The sequence below is a fragment of the Brevibacillus sp. genome (assembly GCF_003521185.1).
Taxonomy (GTDB): Bacteria; Bacillota; Bacilli; order Brevibacillales; family Brevibacillaceae; genus Brevibacillus; species Brevibacillus parabrevis.
Window position 1 is genome coordinate 1 of sequence record NZ_DOTK01000050.1, and the last position, 17,031, is coordinate 17,031.

The following is a 17,031-nucleotide window of genomic DNA, read 5'->3' on the forward strand; positions in this document are numbered from 1 at the left end:
CCACCGATGCCTTTGCCGCCGCCTTGACCTGCTCCGCCGCCAAAGCCTTTGCCGCCACCTTGACCTGCTCCGCCACCGATGCCTTTGCCGCTACCTTGACCTGCTCCGCCACCGATGCCTTTGCCGCCGCCTTGGCCTGCTCCGCCACCGATGCCTTTGCCGCCGCCGCGGTGTGGATTGGAAACGACTCGATCATAAGAGTAAACCATGCGATTAAGCGTGCGCTTGTCCACAGAGCCTGTCGCAGGCAAGCCGTGTTTTTTCTGGAAATGCTTGACGCCGCGCACCGTGACATCGTCGTAGTATCCGTTGATTTGTCCAGAATAGCTACCTAATGATTTCAACATCCCTTGAATCACGTATACGTCTGGTCCCTGCGCGCCTTTGCCTACCGCGAGACCTGTGCTCGGGATGAAAAAGAGCAACGCCAGCGCCAGAAAGCAAGAGCCGAATACCTTTCTGATTTTCCCTACTGCTTCGCGGGAGACTGCGCTCCCCGTCCATTCCTTCATGACATAAGCACCTTCCTTCAACTTATTTGTAACCCCTCTTACTATTCCCTGATTTGCTTTTCCATTACATGAATCACAGCGAGAGCCGTTGCGGAAAAACCTTTGCAAATCAGCCGTTTTGAAGGTTGCAAAAAAAAGGAAGGAGGATTATAATACGTTCAAATGATTAAGTTTATTAACGGAGTGTAGCTATGAATCATCCAACCTGTAACGAAAAAGCGATCCACCTTTTTATGCAGCTGAGTCCTTATTTCCAAGGGCTAGGTGATCCCGTGCGCCAGCAAATCGTCGCCCTGTTGATTGACAAAGAAAGCTTGAACGTCACGCAAATTGCCGAGCATATCCCGATGTCCAGGCCGACCGTTTCCCATCATTTGAAAATATTGCGGCAAGCCGGATTGCTCCACTCCGAGAAAAAAGGAACAGAAATTTACTACCGCTTGGAAATTACAGAGGCGATGCTTCTGTTTAAACAACTCGTCACATTTGTCGAAGAAGAATGTTCATAACGAGCAACTGGCAAGGGACAGCGCGTCCCTTTTCTTCTCCACCTTATGTTGATAAACTTAAACAAATAAACATACAAACGGAGGAGTTTTCTTTGGCTGAGAAAAAAGGATTAATTGTCGGCGGGTATGGGACTGTCGGCAGCCAAATTGCCCGCATTTTACACGAGCAAAATCACGACTTGCAATTGCTGCTCGGGGGCAGAAATCCGGGGAAGCCGCTTCCTTTCGCCTCTCCCCGAGTTCATTCGCTTTTCGTGGACAATACGGCAGCAGACCCGCTTATTGATGCGCCAAAAGACCTGTCTCTCATTATTAATGCCGTCAACGATCCTGATGACAGGCTGCTGCTCGCAAGCGCTCGGCGGCAAATTCCGCTCGTGGACGTCACCCGCTGGACAGAGCGATTCTCGGGAGCCATCGACCGACTGCGAAGCGTTGATCTTCGTGCGCCAATCATCCTCGCCTCTGGGTGGATGGGAGGAACTCCCGCCCTTTTCGGCAAAATGTACGCCGACGGCTTGCAGGAAGCGTCTGTCGATATATACGCCCTTTACTCTTTGCATGATAAAGCAGGGCCGGATTCTACCGCTTACATGAACAGGATGACGATTCCTTTTCACGTTTTCGAAGGAAGCCAAACGCGAACCGTTCTGCCTATGACAGAGCCGCGTCCGGTTACTTTTCCGAACGGCTTTCGGGCCAAGTGCTATCGGCTGGATACGCCCGATCATGTGACATTGGTACAAGATTCGTCCGTCCGTTCAGCAAATTTCCGCATCGCTTTCGATCAAACATGGTCCACGTCCGCACTCGTTTTCCTCGTGCGGAGCGGAGTGTGGAAGCTGCTCGGGCAAAAGGCGCGGCAAAGCATTTTGTACAACCCGGGCACAGGCGCTGCGCACCATGTCACCGTCCAGATTGAAGGACGCGACCAGCACGGTGTGCTCACGCGCAGACAGGTGGAGATCACAGACCCGCAGGGACAAACTCACCTGACCGCTACAGGAGCTGCCATCCAGGCGCAAAGAATCTTGATGGAAGGCAACAATCTGGCTACTGCTGGCGGCATCTTTTTCCCTGAACAACTGGCTGATCTGCGTGAAGATCAGACGTGGATCACCCGCTTTTTCGAAGCAGAAGGTGTTCAGATTCGCGTCCGAAATCAAGTCTGACAGGCGTTTCCACTGCTACGCAGAACAGGCAGGCAAAAAGGATGGCCCCTGGATCGGGCACTCTTCTGCGCTCTCCAGTTGCGTTTAGAACGAACCATTCGGATGTCTTGCTTTTCCATCTGGCGACTTTTTTCCCCGAAGCGTAAACTCTCGCCCAGTCCGCCACTTTGTACGTGCCAAGACACTCCTTGTTGGTCGTTTCCAAAAAACAAAAAGAGTGGAGCCGTTACTTCAACGGTGTCCACTCTTTTCCGAAGCCAAATCAGTTTTTATGCAAAAAACGTCCGTGGAGATTTGCGCCATTCGCCCAGCACGCTCTCCTGTTCCGCTGTGATTACGCCTTGTTCTTTTGCCGCCTCAAGCAGTGCCGTGTAGTGGGAAATCGTCGTGCAAGGAACGCCTGCTTCGGCAAACAAGCTTTCCGCATCCGGGAACTGGTAGCTGAAGATCGCTACGACACCCAGCACCTCGCCGCCCTCTGCCTGAACGGCTTGCGCTGCTTTCAGGGAGCTGCCGCCTGTAGAAATCAGGTCTTCGATGACCACTACTTTTTGTCCGGCGGAAAGTGCGCCTTCGATCTGGTTTTGGCAGCCGTGTCCTTTTGCCTTGTCGCGCACGTAAATCATTGGCAAATCAAGAACTTCTGCCACCCATGCCGCGTGCGGAATGCCAGCCGTAGCCGTTCCCGCCACAACTTCGGCGTCTGGATACTTTTCTTTGATCAGCTCGGCAAATGCCTGGGCAATCGCCCGGCGTACGTGCGGGTAAGACATGGTGATGCGGTTGTCGCAATAAATCGGCGACTTGATTCCCGATGTCCAGGTAAAAGGCTGTTCCGGGCGCAGGTGAACCGCTCCGATCTCCAGGAGGTTCGCTGCAATTTGTTTGGCTGTTGTGTTTGTCGTCATTTCTCTTCATCCCTTCCGGCGTGAATGCTTACGCGCGATCTGCTTCTACCGCTGCCACGATGCTTTGCCAGACGCCTGCGGGATCTTTTGCCCCTGTGATGGCACGTCCGATCACGAGATAGTCGCTGCCCAGGCGGAAAGCCTGTTCCGGTGTCGTAATCCGCGTCTGATCTCCTTGATCTGTTCCCAAAGGACGGATGCCTGGCGTCACGGTTACGAAAGACTCGCCCGCTGCCTGTTTGATCATCGGCACTTCCAGTGGAGAAGCGACAACCCCGTCCAATCCGGCTTGCTTCGTCATCATGGCGTAATGCACGACGACATCTTCGACGGAGCCTGGGATCGCAAGCTCCTGGTTCATCGTCTGCATTCCTGTCGAAGTAAGCATCGTTACGCCGATCAGGAGAGGACGAGCAACACCTGCCGCTGTCCCCAGCTCCAATCCTTCCCTCGCCGCTGCCATCATTGCCACGCCCCCGGCAGCATGCACGTTCACCATGTCAGCGCCAAGACGCGCGAGGCTTTTCATCGCCCCTTTGGCTGTGTTCGGGATGTCGTGCACTTTCAGGTCGACGAACACTTTCAATCCTTGTTCTTTCAAGTACGTAACGATGGCTGGGCCTTCAGCGTACGCCAGCTCCATCCCCACTTTTACGTAGCGGATGTGCCCGGAGAGCGGCTCCAGGCACTTCTTCACTTCATCCATGGTGGAAAAGTCGAGCGCAACAATCATGCGCTCCCGAACATCTGTCAATTGCTGTTGCACACTGCTCTCCCCTTTTCTCGTCCAGTCTGGTCTGCTACCCTTGACCCTCGTCTAGGATACGGTTGCTGCTACTTTCGCACCTGCGCGTTGGGCAGGCATTGCTTCTGTCGAGAACGTGATCGTTTCCAGCACATGCAGAAGGGCAGAAGCTGTGTCCAGCGAAGTCAAGCATACCGCGCCGTTCTCTACTGCTTCGCGGCGGATGCGGAAGCCGTCGCGCTGTGGCGTTTTGCCTTTTGTCAGCGTGTTGAGCACGATGTTCGCTTCGCCTGTATGGATCACGTCGAGCAGATTTGGCGTGCCTTCGGACAGTTTGTTCACGCGTGTAACCGACAAACCTGCTTGCTCCAGATAATCAGCCGTTCCTGCCGTCGCCATCAGCTTGAAGCCGAGGTGGCGGAAACGTTTTACGATGTCAAGCGCTTCTTCCTTGTCTTTGTCTGCTACTGTTACGAGCAAGGTTCCTTGTGTCGGGATGTTCATGCCAGCAGCGACCAAGCCTTTGTACAGCGCTTTTGCCAGCGTGCTCTCCCGGCCCATGACTTCCCCGGTCGACTTCATTTCCGGGCCGAGCGTAATGTCTACGCGACGCAGCTTGGCGAAGGAGAAGACCGGAACTTTGACCGATACAACCGATTCTTCCGGATGATAGCCCGGTGTGAAGCCTTGCTCGACGATCGAGTGGCCGAGAATCGCTTTCGTTGCGATGTTCGCCATCGGAATGCCTGTCACTTTGGAAAGGAATGGCACCGTACGGGAAGAGCGCGGATTCACCTCGATGACGTATGGGCGATCTTTGTAGATGACGAACTGGATGTTGAGCAAGCCTTTGACTTGCAGCGCACGCGCCAGCTTCGTCGTCATGTCGATCAGTTCATCCTTGATCGCCTGGGAGAGCGATTGCGGCGGGTAAACCGCGATAGAGTCGCCGGAGTGAACCCCTGCGCGCTCGATGTGCTCCATGATGCCTGGGATCAGCACGTTTTCGCCATCGCAGATCGCATCGACTTCTGCCTCTACCCCGACCATGTAACGGTCGACCAATACCGGGTGATCCGGGTTGACCTTCACTGCTTTTTCCATATACTCGCGAAGCTCGGCTTCGTTGTAGACGATCTCCATTGCCCGTCCGCCCAAGACGTAGGATGGACGAACCAGTACCGGGAAGCCGAGGGATTCCGCTGCGACTACCGCTTGCTCGACAGATGTTACCGTCTTGCCAGGCGGCTGCGCGATATCCAGGCTGCGCAGGAGCGCTTCGAACTTCTCGCGGTTTTCTGCCGCATCGATGTTTTCCAGGCTCGTGCCCAAAATTTTGATGCCGCGCTCGGCCAGCTTGTCAGCCAGGTTGATCGCTGTTTGTCCGCCGAACTGCACGATCACGCCTTCCGGTTTCTCGACATCGAGAATGTTCATGACGTCTTCGATGTACAGCGGCTCGAAGTACAGGCGGTCGGATGTATTGAAGTCTGTCGAAACCGTCTCCGGGTTGTTGTTGATGATGACCGCTTCATAGCCCGCTTCGCGCAAAGCCCAGACAGCATGCACGGTTGCGTAGTCAAACTCGATCCCTTGACCGATCCGGATCGGGCCGGAGCCAAGTACGACCACGCGCTTTTTGCCTGTTTCGATGCGCTCATCTTCTACCTCGTAGCTGGAGTAGTAGTAAGGCGTTTGCGCTTCAAATTCGGCTGCGCACGTATCTACCATTTTGTATACCGGAACGAAGCCTTTTTCCATGCGGAGCGCACGTACTGCTTCTTCGGTTTCGCCGCACAGCTCGGCGATTTTTCTGTCGGTGAAGCCCATCCGTTTTGCTTCGAACAGTTTGTCAGCTGTCAGTCCGTTTGCCAGCTCTTGTTCAAAAGCGATCATTTTGTGGAACTTGTGCAGGAAGAACAGGTCGATCTTCGTCAAGCTGTGCAGTTGGTCGATGGTCCAGCCGCGGCGCAGTGCTTCCGCCAGCAGGAACAGGCGCTCATCGTCGGCCTGAATCAGACGGGCTGTCAGTTCCTCTTCGGAAATCTCTCCCGCCCCTTTGATCTCGATGTGGTAGGAACCGATTTCCAGGGAGCGGATCGCCTTCATGATCGATTCTTCAAAAGTGCGTCCGATCGCCATGACTTCGCCTGTCGCTTTCATTTGCGTGCCGAGCTTGCGGTTGGCAGACTGGAACTTGTCAAACGGCCAGCGCGGAATTTTGCTCACGATGTAGTCCAGTGTCGGCTCAAAGCAAGCGTACGTCTGTCCTGTCACCGGGTTTTTCAGTTCATCCAGCGTATAGCCGATGGCGATTTTCGCTGCCATTTTCGCAATCGGGTAGCCAGTCGCTTTGGAAGCCAGCGCAGAGGAACGGCTTACGCGCGGGTTTACCTCGATGACGTAATATTGGAAGCTGTGCGGATCAAGCGCGTACTGCACGTTGCAGCCGCCTTCGATGCCGAGTGCGCGAATGATGTTCAGCGCGGAAGAGCGCAGCATTTGGTACTCGCGGTCAGCGAGCGTCTGGCTGGGCGCTACGACGATCGAGTCACCTGTGTGAACTCCTACCGGGTCGATGTTTTCCATGTTGCAGACCACGATGCAGTTGTCGTTGGCATCGCGCATGACTTCGTACTCGATTTCCTTCATTCCGGCAATGCTTTTCTCGATCAGGCACTGGGTAATCGGCGAGTATTTCAGACCGCTTGCGACGATCTCGCGGAGGCTTTCTTCGTCGTCGCAAATTCCGCCGCCTGTTCCACCCAGGGTGTAGGCTGGGCGCACGATGATCGGATAACCGATTTCGTTGGCGAAATTGACCGCTTCTTCGACTGTGCTGACGATCACCGATTCAGGAACCGGCTCGCCCAGCTCGTTCATGAGTGCGCGGAACAGCTCGCGGTCTTCCGCCTGCTTGATCGATTCCAGCTTGGTGCCGAGCAGCTTCACGTTTTCTTGCTCCAAAATGCCTGCTTCTGCGAGGGCAACCGCCATGTTCAGGCCGGTTTGACCGCCAAGGGTAGGCAAAAGTCCGTCCGGCTTCTCCTGGCGGATCACGCGCGCCACAAATTCAGGCGTGATTGGCTCGATGTACACTTTGTCAGCCATGTTGGTATCGGTCATGATAGTCGCCGGGTTGGAGTTGATCAGGACAACTTCCATGCCCTCTTCTTTCAATGCTTCGCAAGCTTGCGTACCAGCGTAGTCAAATTCCGCAGCTTGCCCAATGACGATGGGACCCGATCCGATCACGAGGATTTTTTTCAAATTAGCGTGTTTTGGCATGAGTTTTTTCCTCCTTAGCGGTTTCCATCATCGCAAGAAACTGGTCGAACAAGTAGCCGGAGTCGTACGGCCCTGGAGCCGCTTCCGGGTGATACTGAACGGAGAAGGCGTTCTTCGCTTGGTTGCGCAGTCCTTCAATCGTCCCGTCATTCAGAGCGATATGGGTAACTTCCAGCTCGGTTCCCGCGAGCGAATCTTCTTTTACAGCGTAGCTGTGGTTTTGGGAAGTGATGTATGTGCGTCCCGTCGGCAGCTCTTTCACCGGATGGTTGCCGCCGCGGTGGCCGAATTTCATTTTCATCGTGTCTGCGCCGGAAGCGAGGGCGAACAGCTGGTGTCCGAGACAGATGCCGAACAGCGGGTATTCTCCCAAAATGCTGCGGATCATCTCGCTTGCTTGCGGTACATCTTTCGGGTCGCCAGGGCCATTGGACAAAAGGATGCCGTCTGGCTGGATGCGGCGAATTTCTTCTGCCGTCACGTCGTACGGCACGACGACCACATCGCAGTTGCGCTTGGTCAGTTCGCGCAAGATGCCGTGCTTGGAGCCAAAGTCAACGAGTGCGACGCGATGTCCCGTCCCCGGGCAGCTGAACACGCTTTTTGTAGAGACGCGGGAAACTTGATCCGTCATCAAGGTTGTGTTGTTGAGCGCTGCCACCAGCTCGTCAAGCGGGGCTTCACTGGTCGTAATCATGCCTTTCATCGTGCCGTGGTAGCGGATTTTTCTCGTCAGCATCCGCGTGTCTACTCCGGCAATCCCCGGGATGTCGTATGTTTTCAGCAGCTCATCCAGCGTGTTGGTGTTGCGCCAGTTGCTCGGCATATCGCAATGCTCGCGGACGACGAAGCCGTGAATGTACGGACGAACAGCTTCAAAGTCGTCGCGGTTGATCCCGTAGTTCCCGATCAGCGGGTATGTCATGGTTACGATCTGCCCGCAGTAGGACGGGTCAGACAGAACTTCCTGGTATCCTGTCAGTCCTGTATTGAAAACCACTTCCCCGTAGGATTCCTTCGTCGCTCCGAACGCTGTTCCGATAAATTCTGTTCCGTCTTCCAAAATCAATCTTGCACGCATCTATGCTCCTCCTTCATTTTCGTGTAAAAGCTGCCGTCTCTCCCGTAGGTGCCCGCTCGCTTGCTAGTTGACAGGCTGAGTCGTTTTACACGCCTTGATGTACGATCTTGCCGTCTACCAGTGTTAGGATCGGCCAGCCTTTGCACGCCCATCCCGTAAACGGTGTATTGATTCCTTTGCTGGCAAAGGTTGTCGGATCAATTTTCTTTTCTGTCTCCAGGTCGATGACAGTCAAGTCTGCCACCGCGCCTACTTCCAAACGTCCGGCCGACAGTCCGAAAGCTTTCGCTGGCTGTACAGTCAACAGCTCAACCAGTCTTTGCAGCGTCAGCTCGCCTGTTTGCACCAGGTTGGTGTAAAGCAGCGGGAAAGCTGTTTCCAGACCGACGATGCCGAATGGCGCGCGAGCCATGCCGTTTGCTTTTTCTTCCTGCGTATGTGGAGCGTGGTCTGTCGCGATCATGTCGATCGTGCCGTCTTTCAGCCCGGCGATCAGCGCTGCGCGATCCTCGCGGGAGCGCAGCGGCGGATTCATTTTCCAGTTCGTATCCAGATTGTCCGGGATGTCCTCGTCACACAGCAGCAAGTGGTGTGGCGTTACTTCGCAAGTGACGTTCACACCTGCACGCTTGCCGTCGCGCACGAGTCTTACAGATTCTTTTGCGCTGATGTGGCATACGTGGTAGTGCACACCTGTCTGTTCCGCGAGCAAAATGTCGCGTCCGACGTGGATGGACTCGGATTCGGACGGAATGCCGGGCAGTCCGTGGCGCGCTGCGACCACGCCGTCGTGCAAGGCTGCTCCCGGAATCAGCAGGTCTTCGTCCTCGCAGTGGGCGACAATCGAAATTCCCAGCTCGGCTGCTGCTGTCATCGCTTTTTTCATCATCGCCGTGGACTGCACGCCGACACCGTCATCTGTCAGGGCAAAAATTCCCGCTTCCTTCAAGCCTGCGAAGTCTGTCAGTTCTTTTCCCAGCTGGCGTACGGTGATCGCGCCGTAAGGAATCACGCGGGCCTTTCCGGCTGCACGCGCTTTGTCCAGGATCGAGGTCACTGTTTCCACACTGTCAATGGAAGGACGGGTATTCGGCATGCAGCAGATCGTCGTGAAGCCGCCACGCACGGCTGCTGTCGCTCCTGTCTCGATTGTTTCTTTATGTTCAAAACCCGGCTCGCGCAGGTGGACGTGGACATCAATCAATCCCGCACTGATCATTCCGCCTTTGCAATCTACCCAGTCATGGCCTTCGCGCGGCAGGCTTTCTCCCATCGCGGCGATTCGTCCCTCTTCCACCAATATTTCTACCGGGATCAGTTCTCCCGCCTGATTTAGTACGTTGCCGTTGCCAAGGATGGTTCCCATTTTGCATCGCTCCCTTTCAGCAGAGTTTCCAGTACAGCCATTCTCGCTGCGACTCCATTGGTTACTTGTTTTTGGATTAAAGATGTTTCGCATTCTACCAGGTCGGTGTGAATCTCGACTCCGCGATTGACAGGGGCCGGATGCATGATGACCGCGCCTTGCTTCATCATGGTCGCCCGCTCCAGCGTCAGCCCGAATGCTTTGTGGTACTCTTCCTTGGAAGTGTAGAGCGATTCGGTGTGGCGCTCCAGCTGGACGCGGAGCATCATGACTACATCTGAAGTTTGGATCGCTTCTTCCATGCCCACTACTTTGACGCCTTGCGGGATGTCCGCTGGCATCATCGCAGGCGGACCAGCCAGCAGCAGATTGATTCCCAGCTTAGGCATGGCGTGCAGGTGCGAACCGAGCACGCGGCTATGGCGCAAGTCGCCGATGATCGCCACCGTCAAGCCCTCCAGCATGCCGAACTGCTGTTTCATCGTCAGCAGGTCGAGCAGGCATTGGGTCGGATGCTCGTTTGTCCCGTCTCCGGCGTTGACCAGCTTCATGTCTACCGTCTGCGCCAGCTCCTGCAACAGCCCTTCCTTTTTCGTGCGGATCACCGCAGCCTCCACGCCCATCGCTTCCAGCGTGCGGATCGTGTCATACACCGTCTCGCCTTTTACTGTAGAGGAGGTTTCCGGGATGAAGTTCAACACATGTGCGCCGAGTCTCTTTTGAGCTACTTCGAAAGAGAAGCGGGTTCTGGTGCTGGCTTCAAAGAACAGATTCGCCACGAAGCGGCCGCGCAAGATGTCTGCTTGCTCACTGGGTCTAGCCGCCCAGTATTGCGCGCGGTCCAAAAGCTGGACCAACTGTTGTTTGGACAAGTCTTTCAAGCCAATCAGGTGCGCTAGGTTGTTCATCGAAAATCCCTCCGGTTAATCTGATTTATCGAAAGAAAAAGCTTCTTGACTCACGTTACCTATGGAGAGGTAGCAGAGACAAGAAGCCGGACGGATGCCGATTTTGGGCAGCCAAAACAGCGTTCTATGCCTTGCCAGCCTCTCGGGACTGGATTTAAAGGAATGGGGAACGTTTACGCGATTTGTTTTTCGTCTTCGCGGGATGCTTCCCCCATCGCCGACTCTTTGCCAGGCAGGATGAGGTGCAGGAAGATTCCCAGGAAGGTAGAGAATGCGATATTGTCAATGGTCAGGTCGCTGAAAAGACCTCCACCTGCAAAGCTGATCTTGTATCCGCCGATCCCGGTGACGAGAATCGCAGCGGCGACAATCATGTTGCGTTTATTGGCAAAGTCTACTTTGTGTTCGACGTACATCCGCAAGCCTTGTGCCGCGATAATCCCGAACAGGATAATCGACACACCGCCAAGCACCGGAGTCGGAATCGTCATCAACAGCGCGCTGATTTTGCCGATGAAGGCGAACAGGATGGCGAAGACGGCTGCCAGACCGATGACTACTTTGCTGTACACACGAGTGATGGCCAATACCCCGATGTTTTCGCCGTACGTTGTCGCTGGCGGCCCACCGATGAACGCGGCCAGCGAAGTGGCAATCCCGTCACCGAGCAAGCTGCGGTGCAGACCTGGATTTTTCATCAGGTCACGATCCATGACTTTGCTTGTTACCAACAAGTGGCCCAGATGCTCTGCCAGTGTGACGAATGCGACTGGCGCGATAACCAGTGCGGCGATCCAGGCAGATCCGTTGCTGATCACACCCATCACTTCACCGAACTTGAACGGTGGCGCAACGAACCAGTCGGCTGTAACAACCTTTTGAAAGTCAATCAGTTCCGGGTGACGAATCAGCGTGTAGACATACCCTGTGATAATTCCGATCAGGATCGGGATGAGTCCGAGGAAGCCGCGCAGCATAACCGCTGCCAAAATGGTGATCAGCATCGTCACCAGAGAAATTTCGATGGAGGTCAGAGACATTTGCGACTGTCCATCTACCGTTACTTTCGTTGCCATGTCTACCGCTACACCAGCCAAGCTCAGTCCGATGACGACGATGACCGAGGCGATCACAACCGGAGGCAGCACTTTGTCAAGCCACTTGACGCCTGCCTTTTTCACAATGCCCGCGACGATGATGTACACGATCCCGGACAAGAAGCAGCCGAGCAGTGCAGTGCCTACTCCGTGCGAAGCCGTTACGGCGATGATCGGGCCGATGAAGGCGAATGATGATCCGAGATAGTTCGGAATTTTTCCTTTTGTGATCCAGAGGAACAAAAGCGTGCCGATTCCGCTGGTGAACAGCGCCGTCGCTACATCGAGCCCGGTCAGGATCGGCACCAGTACCGTAGAGCCGAACATCGCGAACAAGTGTTGAATGGATAGCGGGAGCAGCTTGGAAATCTGTGGTGTTTCGTCTACATCAACATAGTGTTTTTGGCTCATGGCCTTATTTTCCCCCTGTGTTTCATTTTCTTCCCTCGTTCATACAAAAAGCCTCTTTGTGCGGACACAAAGAGGCTAACTTCACCATACACATGGGAAGTTTCTTGCCTCTTGTCGACCTCACGGGATCGCTGTTAAAGAGGATTCATTCAGTTAGATCAGCTGTCGGATGGACACGATGTCCATCACGTCTACTTCAGCCAGTTGCACGTCGACGATTTCCGTCCGCGCCGTTGGCAAGTTTTTCCCGACAAAGTCAGGGCGAATCGGCAGTTCGCGATGACCGCGGTCAACGAGCACAGCCAGTTGGATCATCCGCGGGCGGCCGCTGTCAATCAGAGCATCCAGCGCGGCGCGTACCGTTCTTCCGGTATAAAGCACGTCATCCACCAGAATGACTGTTTTTCCTGTAATTTGATCGGGGAGCTGCGAGCCTTGCAACACCGCATCCTCCGATTTGTGTTGCAGATCGTCGCGATAAAAGGTAATGTCCAGCTCGCCGACTGGCACTTTTACGTTCTCGATCATCTCGATTCTTTCGACCAGACGCTTTGCGAGGTAAATTCCTCTGGTCTTGATGCCTACGATGATGCAGTCCTCGACACCCTTGTTTCGCTCGATAATTTCGTGGGCAATGCGAGTAAGCGCGCGGCGGATTGCCGCTTCATCCATGATGACACTTTTGTTGATCATCTCGATATCCCCTCCTCGACGGGAACAGTGGCTTTACGAAAAAAGGCTCCTTGTCAGGAGACAAGAAGCCCTCGGACAAGGAAGCCAGCTTGCGCTAGACCTCGCTTGTCATTCCGTGCCCTTGCCAGCCTCACGGGACTGGATTTAAAGGTTCCATTCGTCAAATAGGATTATGTCACGAAACAAGCCCGGTGTCAATGGAATGGCAAGAAATCTAACTATTCCAATAGACGGCGATCCATTCCGGCAAGTAATTGGCGTAATAGCCGATGTCGCCCGTGATTCCTCTGACTAGCTCGGTTTCTTTTCCGTCTGCTTGCAGGAACAAGGAGCCGTCCTCGGCGGAAGCGAGGCGCAAGAACAGGAGCTGCTTGCCGTCAGGAGATGGGGATGGATAGTAATCAGCCGTCTGCAGCGAGCCTTTCGTCAACGGCTGCTCTGCCCCGTTCGCTTCTCGCGTCCAGATGCGCTGGCCGGGCACCATCACCTTTTTCGGGTCAAAAGCGTACGGCGTCGCTTTTCCTCTGGAGAAAAACAACGTATACGGCGGCTTTTGCATCCAGACGGGATACGTGTCGACACTGTCTGCCGGACTCGCCGAAACGACTTTTCCATCGCGGCTGGACAGCTTCAAGTGTTTGTTTTCCGTCGCCATCCGGTCGTTTCCGTCAATAAAAGCGAGTTGCTGGCTGTTCGCCGTCCACTCGAGCCACTGGGAGTAGGCCAAGCCTGAGCCTAGTTCGAGCGGCTTTTTCGCAGGCTGCTTCAGATTGAACAATTGGATCGGCACGCCATCCGCAGACAAGGAAGCGGCGTTGTAGCGCACGTAATAGGCGACGAGCTGACCGTCAGGCGATACTTTCATGTTCGTCGCCGCCAGGGCGTAAATCCCATCTTCGACATTCGGCGCCTCTGCGATCGGATACGCAGCGACAGGTTTGCCCGCCAGATTTTGCAGCACCAGCTTCATCGGGCGATCTTTTCCTGCTTCCCACGAGGTCAGGATCGTTTCGCCGTCCGGCATCCAGGTGAAGTCGAAAAACGCAGCAGATGTCTCGCTCGTTGCGAGCACCTCTCCGGTTTCCCGCACTTCCTTGATGCTGAACAAAGTGCGCGGCTGTTCGGCTGTACCGACATTGACTGTGTAGGCCACCTGATTTTTCTGCGGCGACCATTTCGGCTTTCCGGTAATCGCTCTGTCATCGATTTGCACCACTTTGCTGCCATCCGCGCGAACCGCCCACAAATAGCCCGGTTCCGTATAGTTGTCGTTTCCTTTGTATTTCACAAACAACAGCCATTTGCCGTCAGCGGACCAGCCTGCGATTTCGGCAAGTCCGTCTTTGGTGATTTGCTTCGGCGCTTTGCTTTTATCCTGCCCGTCCAGCAAAAACAGATGCTGATTGCTCGTAAAAGCTACGTGCGCCGGGACGCTCACTTCCTTGTTCACTCGTTCCGGAAGCTTCACCTGTTCTTGCGCCATCGCCTGCCCGCCTGCTGCCGACAGCATGCCAAGCATCGTCAAAACAGCAGCCGCCTTACGCCACTTCCCTCTCATCTTATCCCCTCCTCGACATCGTTTGCGTCAAAAAAAACGCCAGAAGAAAGCCGTTGCGTTGCTCTCTACTAGCGTTTTCGAATCATACAGCGTTTATGTACAATCACAAGCTGACGGGTGAAAGCAGCAAGAAGCGATTGCCGTACAAATCCTCGAAAATCGCCTCCATGCCATAAATCACTTCGACAGGCTCGCTGACGAACTTCACGCCGCGCCCGCGCAATGTTTCGTAGGTAGTGGAAAAATCGTCTGTCTCCCAGACCCACATCGGATTTTTGCCGACCGCAGCGAGCATCTCGCGGGCAATTTCCTCGCGGTGCCAGTGCGTCGGATCATGCAGGACGATTTCCACTTCCTGGCCCGGCAATCCGACCGTAAGCCAGCGCGAGCCATCGTCCATGCGCGAATCCATCCTTTTTTCAAAACCGAGCTTTTCCGTATAAAAGACGAGAGCTTCCTCGCAATCGCGAACGTACAGTGTCACATGCGCCAATCTTTTCAGCACTTGCCTTCCCCTGCCTTTTACGCTTGTCTGAGAAAATTCACGATATCGGTCAAGTCCGCAGGCATGTCCGCCTCAAACTCCAGCCGTTCCTGCGTACGCGGGTGTGTGAAGCCGAGCGTCTTGGCATGCAGTGCCTGTCCGTCGATCTCCAGCGTGTTTTTCGGACCGTATTTCGGATCGCCCGCCAGCGGGTATCCGATGTATTTCATATGAACGCGAATTTGATGCGTTCGGCCTGTTTCCAGCTTCAACTCCACCAATGTGTACTCCTTGAAGCGCTCCAGCACGATAAAATGCGTAATGGCCGGCTTGCTGTTCTCGAAGACGACCGCCATCTGTTGGCGGTTTTTCGGATCGCGTCCGATCGGTGCGTCAATCGTGCCCATCTCGTGCGGAATGACACCGTGGACAATCGCGACGTACGTGCGATTCACCGTGTGCTCCTTCAATTGCTCCGCCAATCCCATATGCGCCTTGTCGTTTTTGGCGACCATCAACAGTCCTGACGTGTCCTTGTCGATCCGGTGCACAATACCGGGGCGAAGCACGCCGTTAATGCCTGACAAGTCCTTGCAGTGGGCCAAAAGTCCATTCACGAGCGTCCCGCTGTAATGGCCGGGAGCAGGGTGAACCACCAGTCCGCGCGGCTTGTTGACTACCACGACATCGCTGTCTTCATACACGATTTCCAGCGGCATCGGCTCCGGCTGGATCGCCATTTCTTTTGGCGGCGGCACGCGCAGTGTGACCTCGTCCTCCGCCTGAAGCTTGTAGTTGCTCTTGATCGGCTCGCCGTTCACGGTGACGCGGCCTTCCTTGATCCATGCCTGCACCTGCGAGCGGGACCAATCTTCATTTTGCAGCGTGATGTATTTATCAATCCGCTCGGTCGCATCCTCGGGTTCAACGTTCCAATCATACCGTTCAAACAATTGCGTGTCGTTCATGTTTGTCTCCTCACAAAGTTACTTCGATCCAGGTGGTTACCGTCCGCTTTTTCTGCCTTCGAGAAAGACATCCAGCAGCAAAATACCGACACCGATCGTAATCGCCATATCAGCGACATTGAAAATCGGGAAGTTGATCAGGGTGAAATCGAGAAAATCGACGACTTGTCCGGTTGTGGCCCGATCGATGAAATTCCCGATCGCTCCGCCCAATACCATCGACAGCGCCAAAGAAGCTCGCGGCTGTTTTTTCCCGAGGCGAATCAGGGAATACACAATGCCAACTACTACAGCAATCGTAATGACAATAAAGAGCCAGCGCTGATTTTGCAGGATGCCAAAAGCCGCCCCCATGTTGCGATGCGAGGTGAGATGAAACACATCCGCGATCAACGGGATGGAATCTCCCCTCTCCATATTATTTACTACAAGGTGCTTGGTCCATTGATCAAGCGCGATAATACCTGCTGCAATCAGAAAATACAACAATGGAATGTCCTCCTTCACCTGCTTCGAGCAGCCATGCAAACACAACGTCAAATGATCATTTTACCAGAGTGCGCTCACCTGAACAAGCGCCTTGCCTTTTTGTACAGCCGATACCCTTTGCGGATTCCGTTCAGCACCCACAGGGGGACTTTCCAGCCGCGGTCTTTCATAAAAGGAAGGTAAATCTTGTAGTACGCCTTGCGCAAGTCCCGCCACTTGCTGTCCGGAACGTTCTTGTAGTAGTCCGAGACGTCAATGAGGTACCCCCGCCCTTGATCCATCAGCACATTTTTGCCGTGGACATCGTGTGGGAACAGCCCTTTTTCGCGCGCTTCGTCCAGCGCATCCTCCACATCCTCGATCACCTGTGGCAGAATGGGAATCCCAAAACGGACGCAGTCGAACAAGGAAATGCCGTTGATTCGTTTGATCACCAGATAGCCTTTGCCATAATCGTACAAGACCGGGAACGAACGAGTCTCGCCCAGCTTCTTGTACACTGCGATTTCATTCTCCCAGCCTGGCCTGCCAGGGGCATACAGCTTGATCACCACACGCGGGTAATCGGGATGGGCAAAAACCGCGGCATAATTTCCTGTCCCAACCAGCTCCCACGGATAGGGCGTGTGGACAACGACGACAGGATCATCCGGCGACTGGCTTTCTACTTTTACTTCATGCAAAAAAGCTTCCAACACTTCTTGGTCAATGCGCATAGGTCCCCATCTTTCATCTAGTACCGACTTCTATAAGATGATTCTAGCAAAATGAATTTTTTTAAAAAACCCCGTACGAAAAAAAACTCGAAACAGAGTGAAAATAATCGAGTAGGAGGGGGCGAC

General features: G+C 54.4%; 16 protein-coding genes. 2 read left to right on the top strand and 14 right to left on the bottom strand.

Features of this window, described 5'->3' with window-relative positions:
* On the bottom strand, positions 1–512 hold a 512-nt coding region (locus DEP07_RS16520; RefSeq protein WP_287102752.1), incomplete at its 3' end, for a peptidoglycan-binding domain-containing protein.
* Positions 513–703: 191 nt separating this feature from the next.
* Between DEP07_RS16520 and DEP07_RS16525 the strand changes: the two genes are divergently transcribed.
* Positions 704–1,021, top strand: coding sequence for an ArsR/SmtB family transcription factor (locus DEP07_RS16525; RefSeq protein WP_063229913.1), 318 nt, complete (start codon positions 704–706; stop codon positions 1,019–1,021).
* Between the two features lie 92 nt (positions 1,022–1,113).
* Positions 1,114–2,193 carry a saccharopine dehydrogenase gene (locus DEP07_RS16530; protein ID WP_287102753.1) on the top strand — a complete coding sequence of 360 codons (1,080 nt, stop codon included), beginning with the start codon at positions 1,114–1,116 and terminating at the stop codon, positions 2,191–2,193.
* A 269-nt stretch (positions 2,194–2,462) separates the two neighbouring features.
* On the opposite strand, the gene pyrE is transcribed toward DEP07_RS16530, so the two are convergent.
* The 13 genes from pyrE to DEP07_RS16595 form a co-directional block, all read right to left on the bottom strand.
* Positions 2,463–3,101, bottom strand: coding sequence for an orotate phosphoribosyltransferase (pyrE, locus tag DEP07_RS16535; protein WP_287102754.1), 639 nt, complete (start codon positions 3,099–3,101; stop codon positions 2,463–2,465).
* A gap of 28 nt (positions 3,102–3,129) precedes the next feature.
* Positions 3,130–3,867: an orotidine-5'-phosphate decarboxylase gene (gene pyrF / locus DEP07_RS16540; RefSeq protein WP_287102755.1), complete on the bottom strand. Its 738-nt coding sequence runs from the start codon at positions 3,865–3,867 to the stop codon at positions 3,130–3,132.
* Between the two features lie 51 nt (positions 3,868–3,918).
* Positions 3,919–7,134: a carbamoyl-phosphate synthase large subunit gene (gene carB / locus DEP07_RS16545; protein ID WP_122965049.1), complete on the bottom strand. Its 3,216-nt coding sequence runs from the start codon at positions 7,132–7,134 to the stop codon at positions 3,919–3,921.
* Positions 7,118–8,215 (bottom strand): carbamoyl phosphate synthase small subunit, encoded by a 1,098-nt coding sequence (locus DEP07_RS16550; protein WP_217021497.1) that lies wholly within the window; start codon positions 8,213–8,215, stop codon positions 7,118–7,120. The genes carB and DEP07_RS16550 overlap by 17 nt, the downstream gene beginning before the upstream one ends.
* An 85-nt stretch (positions 8,216–8,300) precedes the next feature.
* A complete protein-coding gene (locus tag DEP07_RS16555) occupies positions 8,301–9,581 on the bottom strand; it encodes a dihydroorotase (RefSeq protein ID WP_122965047.1) in 1,281 nt (426 codons plus the stop codon).
* Positions 9,548–10,489: an aspartate carbamoyltransferase catalytic subunit gene (locus DEP07_RS16560; protein WP_287102756.1), complete on the bottom strand. Its 942-nt coding sequence runs from the start codon at positions 10,487–10,489 to the stop codon at positions 9,548–9,550. The genes DEP07_RS16555 and DEP07_RS16560 overlap by 34 nt, the downstream gene beginning before the upstream one ends.
* A 173-nt stretch (positions 10,490–10,662) precedes the next feature.
* Positions 10,663–11,997, bottom strand: a complete 1,335-nt coding sequence (locus DEP07_RS16565; RefSeq protein WP_173599271.1) for a solute carrier family 23 protein — start codon at positions 11,995–11,997, stop codon at positions 10,663–10,665.
* A gap of 153 nt (positions 11,998–12,150) precedes the next feature.
* A complete protein-coding gene (gene pyrR, locus DEP07_RS16570; protein ID WP_063229922.1) occupies positions 12,151–12,690 on the bottom strand; it encodes a bifunctional pyr operon transcriptional regulator/uracil phosphoribosyltransferase PyrR in 540 nt (179 codons plus the stop codon).
* Positions 12,691–12,904: 214 nt separating this feature from the next.
* Positions 12,905–14,248, bottom strand: coding sequence for a PD40 domain-containing protein (locus DEP07_RS16575; RefSeq protein ID WP_173599272.1), 1,344 nt, complete (start codon positions 14,246–14,248; stop codon positions 12,905–12,907).
* A gap of 103 nt (positions 14,249–14,351) precedes the next feature.
* Positions 14,352–14,753: a VOC family protein gene (locus tag DEP07_RS16580; RefSeq protein ID WP_173599273.1), complete on the bottom strand. Its 402-nt coding sequence runs from the start codon at positions 14,751–14,753 to the stop codon at positions 14,352–14,354.
* A 17-nt stretch (positions 14,754–14,770) separates the two neighbouring features.
* Complete coding sequence (locus tag DEP07_RS16585; RefSeq protein WP_122965042.1) at positions 14,771–15,700, bottom strand: RluA family pseudouridine synthase; 930 nt, start codon at positions 15,698–15,700, stop codon at positions 14,771–14,773.
* A 36-nt stretch (positions 15,701–15,736) separates the two neighbouring features.
* Positions 15,737–16,189 carry a signal peptidase II gene (lspA, locus tag DEP07_RS16590; RefSeq protein WP_063229926.1) on the bottom strand — a complete coding sequence of 151 codons (453 nt, stop codon included), beginning with the start codon at positions 16,187–16,189 and terminating at the stop codon, positions 15,737–15,739.
* 74 nt (positions 16,190–16,263) lie between these two features.
* Positions 16,264–16,905, bottom strand: a complete 642-nt coding sequence (locus DEP07_RS16595) for a serine/threonine-protein kinase (RefSeq protein ID WP_122965041.1) — start codon at positions 16,903–16,905, stop codon at positions 16,264–16,266.
* Positions 16,906–17,031: the final 126 nt, after the last annotated feature.

Coding starts and splice junctions, on each gene's coding strand:
- DEP07_RS16525 (WP_063229913.1), top strand. CDS start 704: ATGAATCATCCAACCTGTAACGAAAAAGCGATCCACCTTTTTATGCAG.
- pyrE (WP_287102754.1), bottom strand. CDS start 3,101: ATGACGACAAACACAACAGCCAAACAAATTGCAGCGAACCTCCTGGAG.
- carB (WP_122965049.1), bottom strand. CDS start 7,134: ATGCCAAAACACGCTAATTTGAAAAAAATCCTCGTGATCGGATCGGGT.
- DEP07_RS16550 (WP_217021497.1), bottom strand. CDS start 8,215: ATGCGTGCAAGATTGATTTTGGAAGACGGAACAGAATTTATCGGAACA.
- DEP07_RS16555 (WP_122965047.1), bottom strand. CDS start 9,581: ATGGGAACCATCCTTGGCAACGGCAACGTACTAAATCAGGCGGGAGAA.
- DEP07_RS16560 (WP_287102756.1), bottom strand. CDS start 10,489: ATGAACAACCTAGCGCACCTGATTGGCTTGAAAGACTTGTCCAAACAA.
- DEP07_RS16565 (WP_173599271.1), bottom strand. CDS start 11,997: ATGAGCCAAAAACACTATGTTGATGTAGACGAAACACCACAGATTTCC.
- pyrR (WP_063229922.1), bottom strand. CDS start 12,690: ATGATCAACAAAAGTGTCATCATGGATGAAGCGGCAATCCGCCGCGCG.
- DEP07_RS16575 (WP_173599272.1), bottom strand. CDS start 14,248: ATGAGAGGGAAGTGGCGTAAGGCGGCTGCTGTTTTGACGATGCTTGGC.
- DEP07_RS16585 (WP_122965042.1), bottom strand. CDS start 15,700: ATGAACGACACGCAATTGTTTGAACGGTATGATTGGAACGTTGAACCC.
- DEP07_RS16595 (WP_122965041.1), bottom strand. CDS start 16,905: ATGCGCATTGACCAAGAAGTGTTGGAAGCTTTTTTGCATGAAGTAAAA.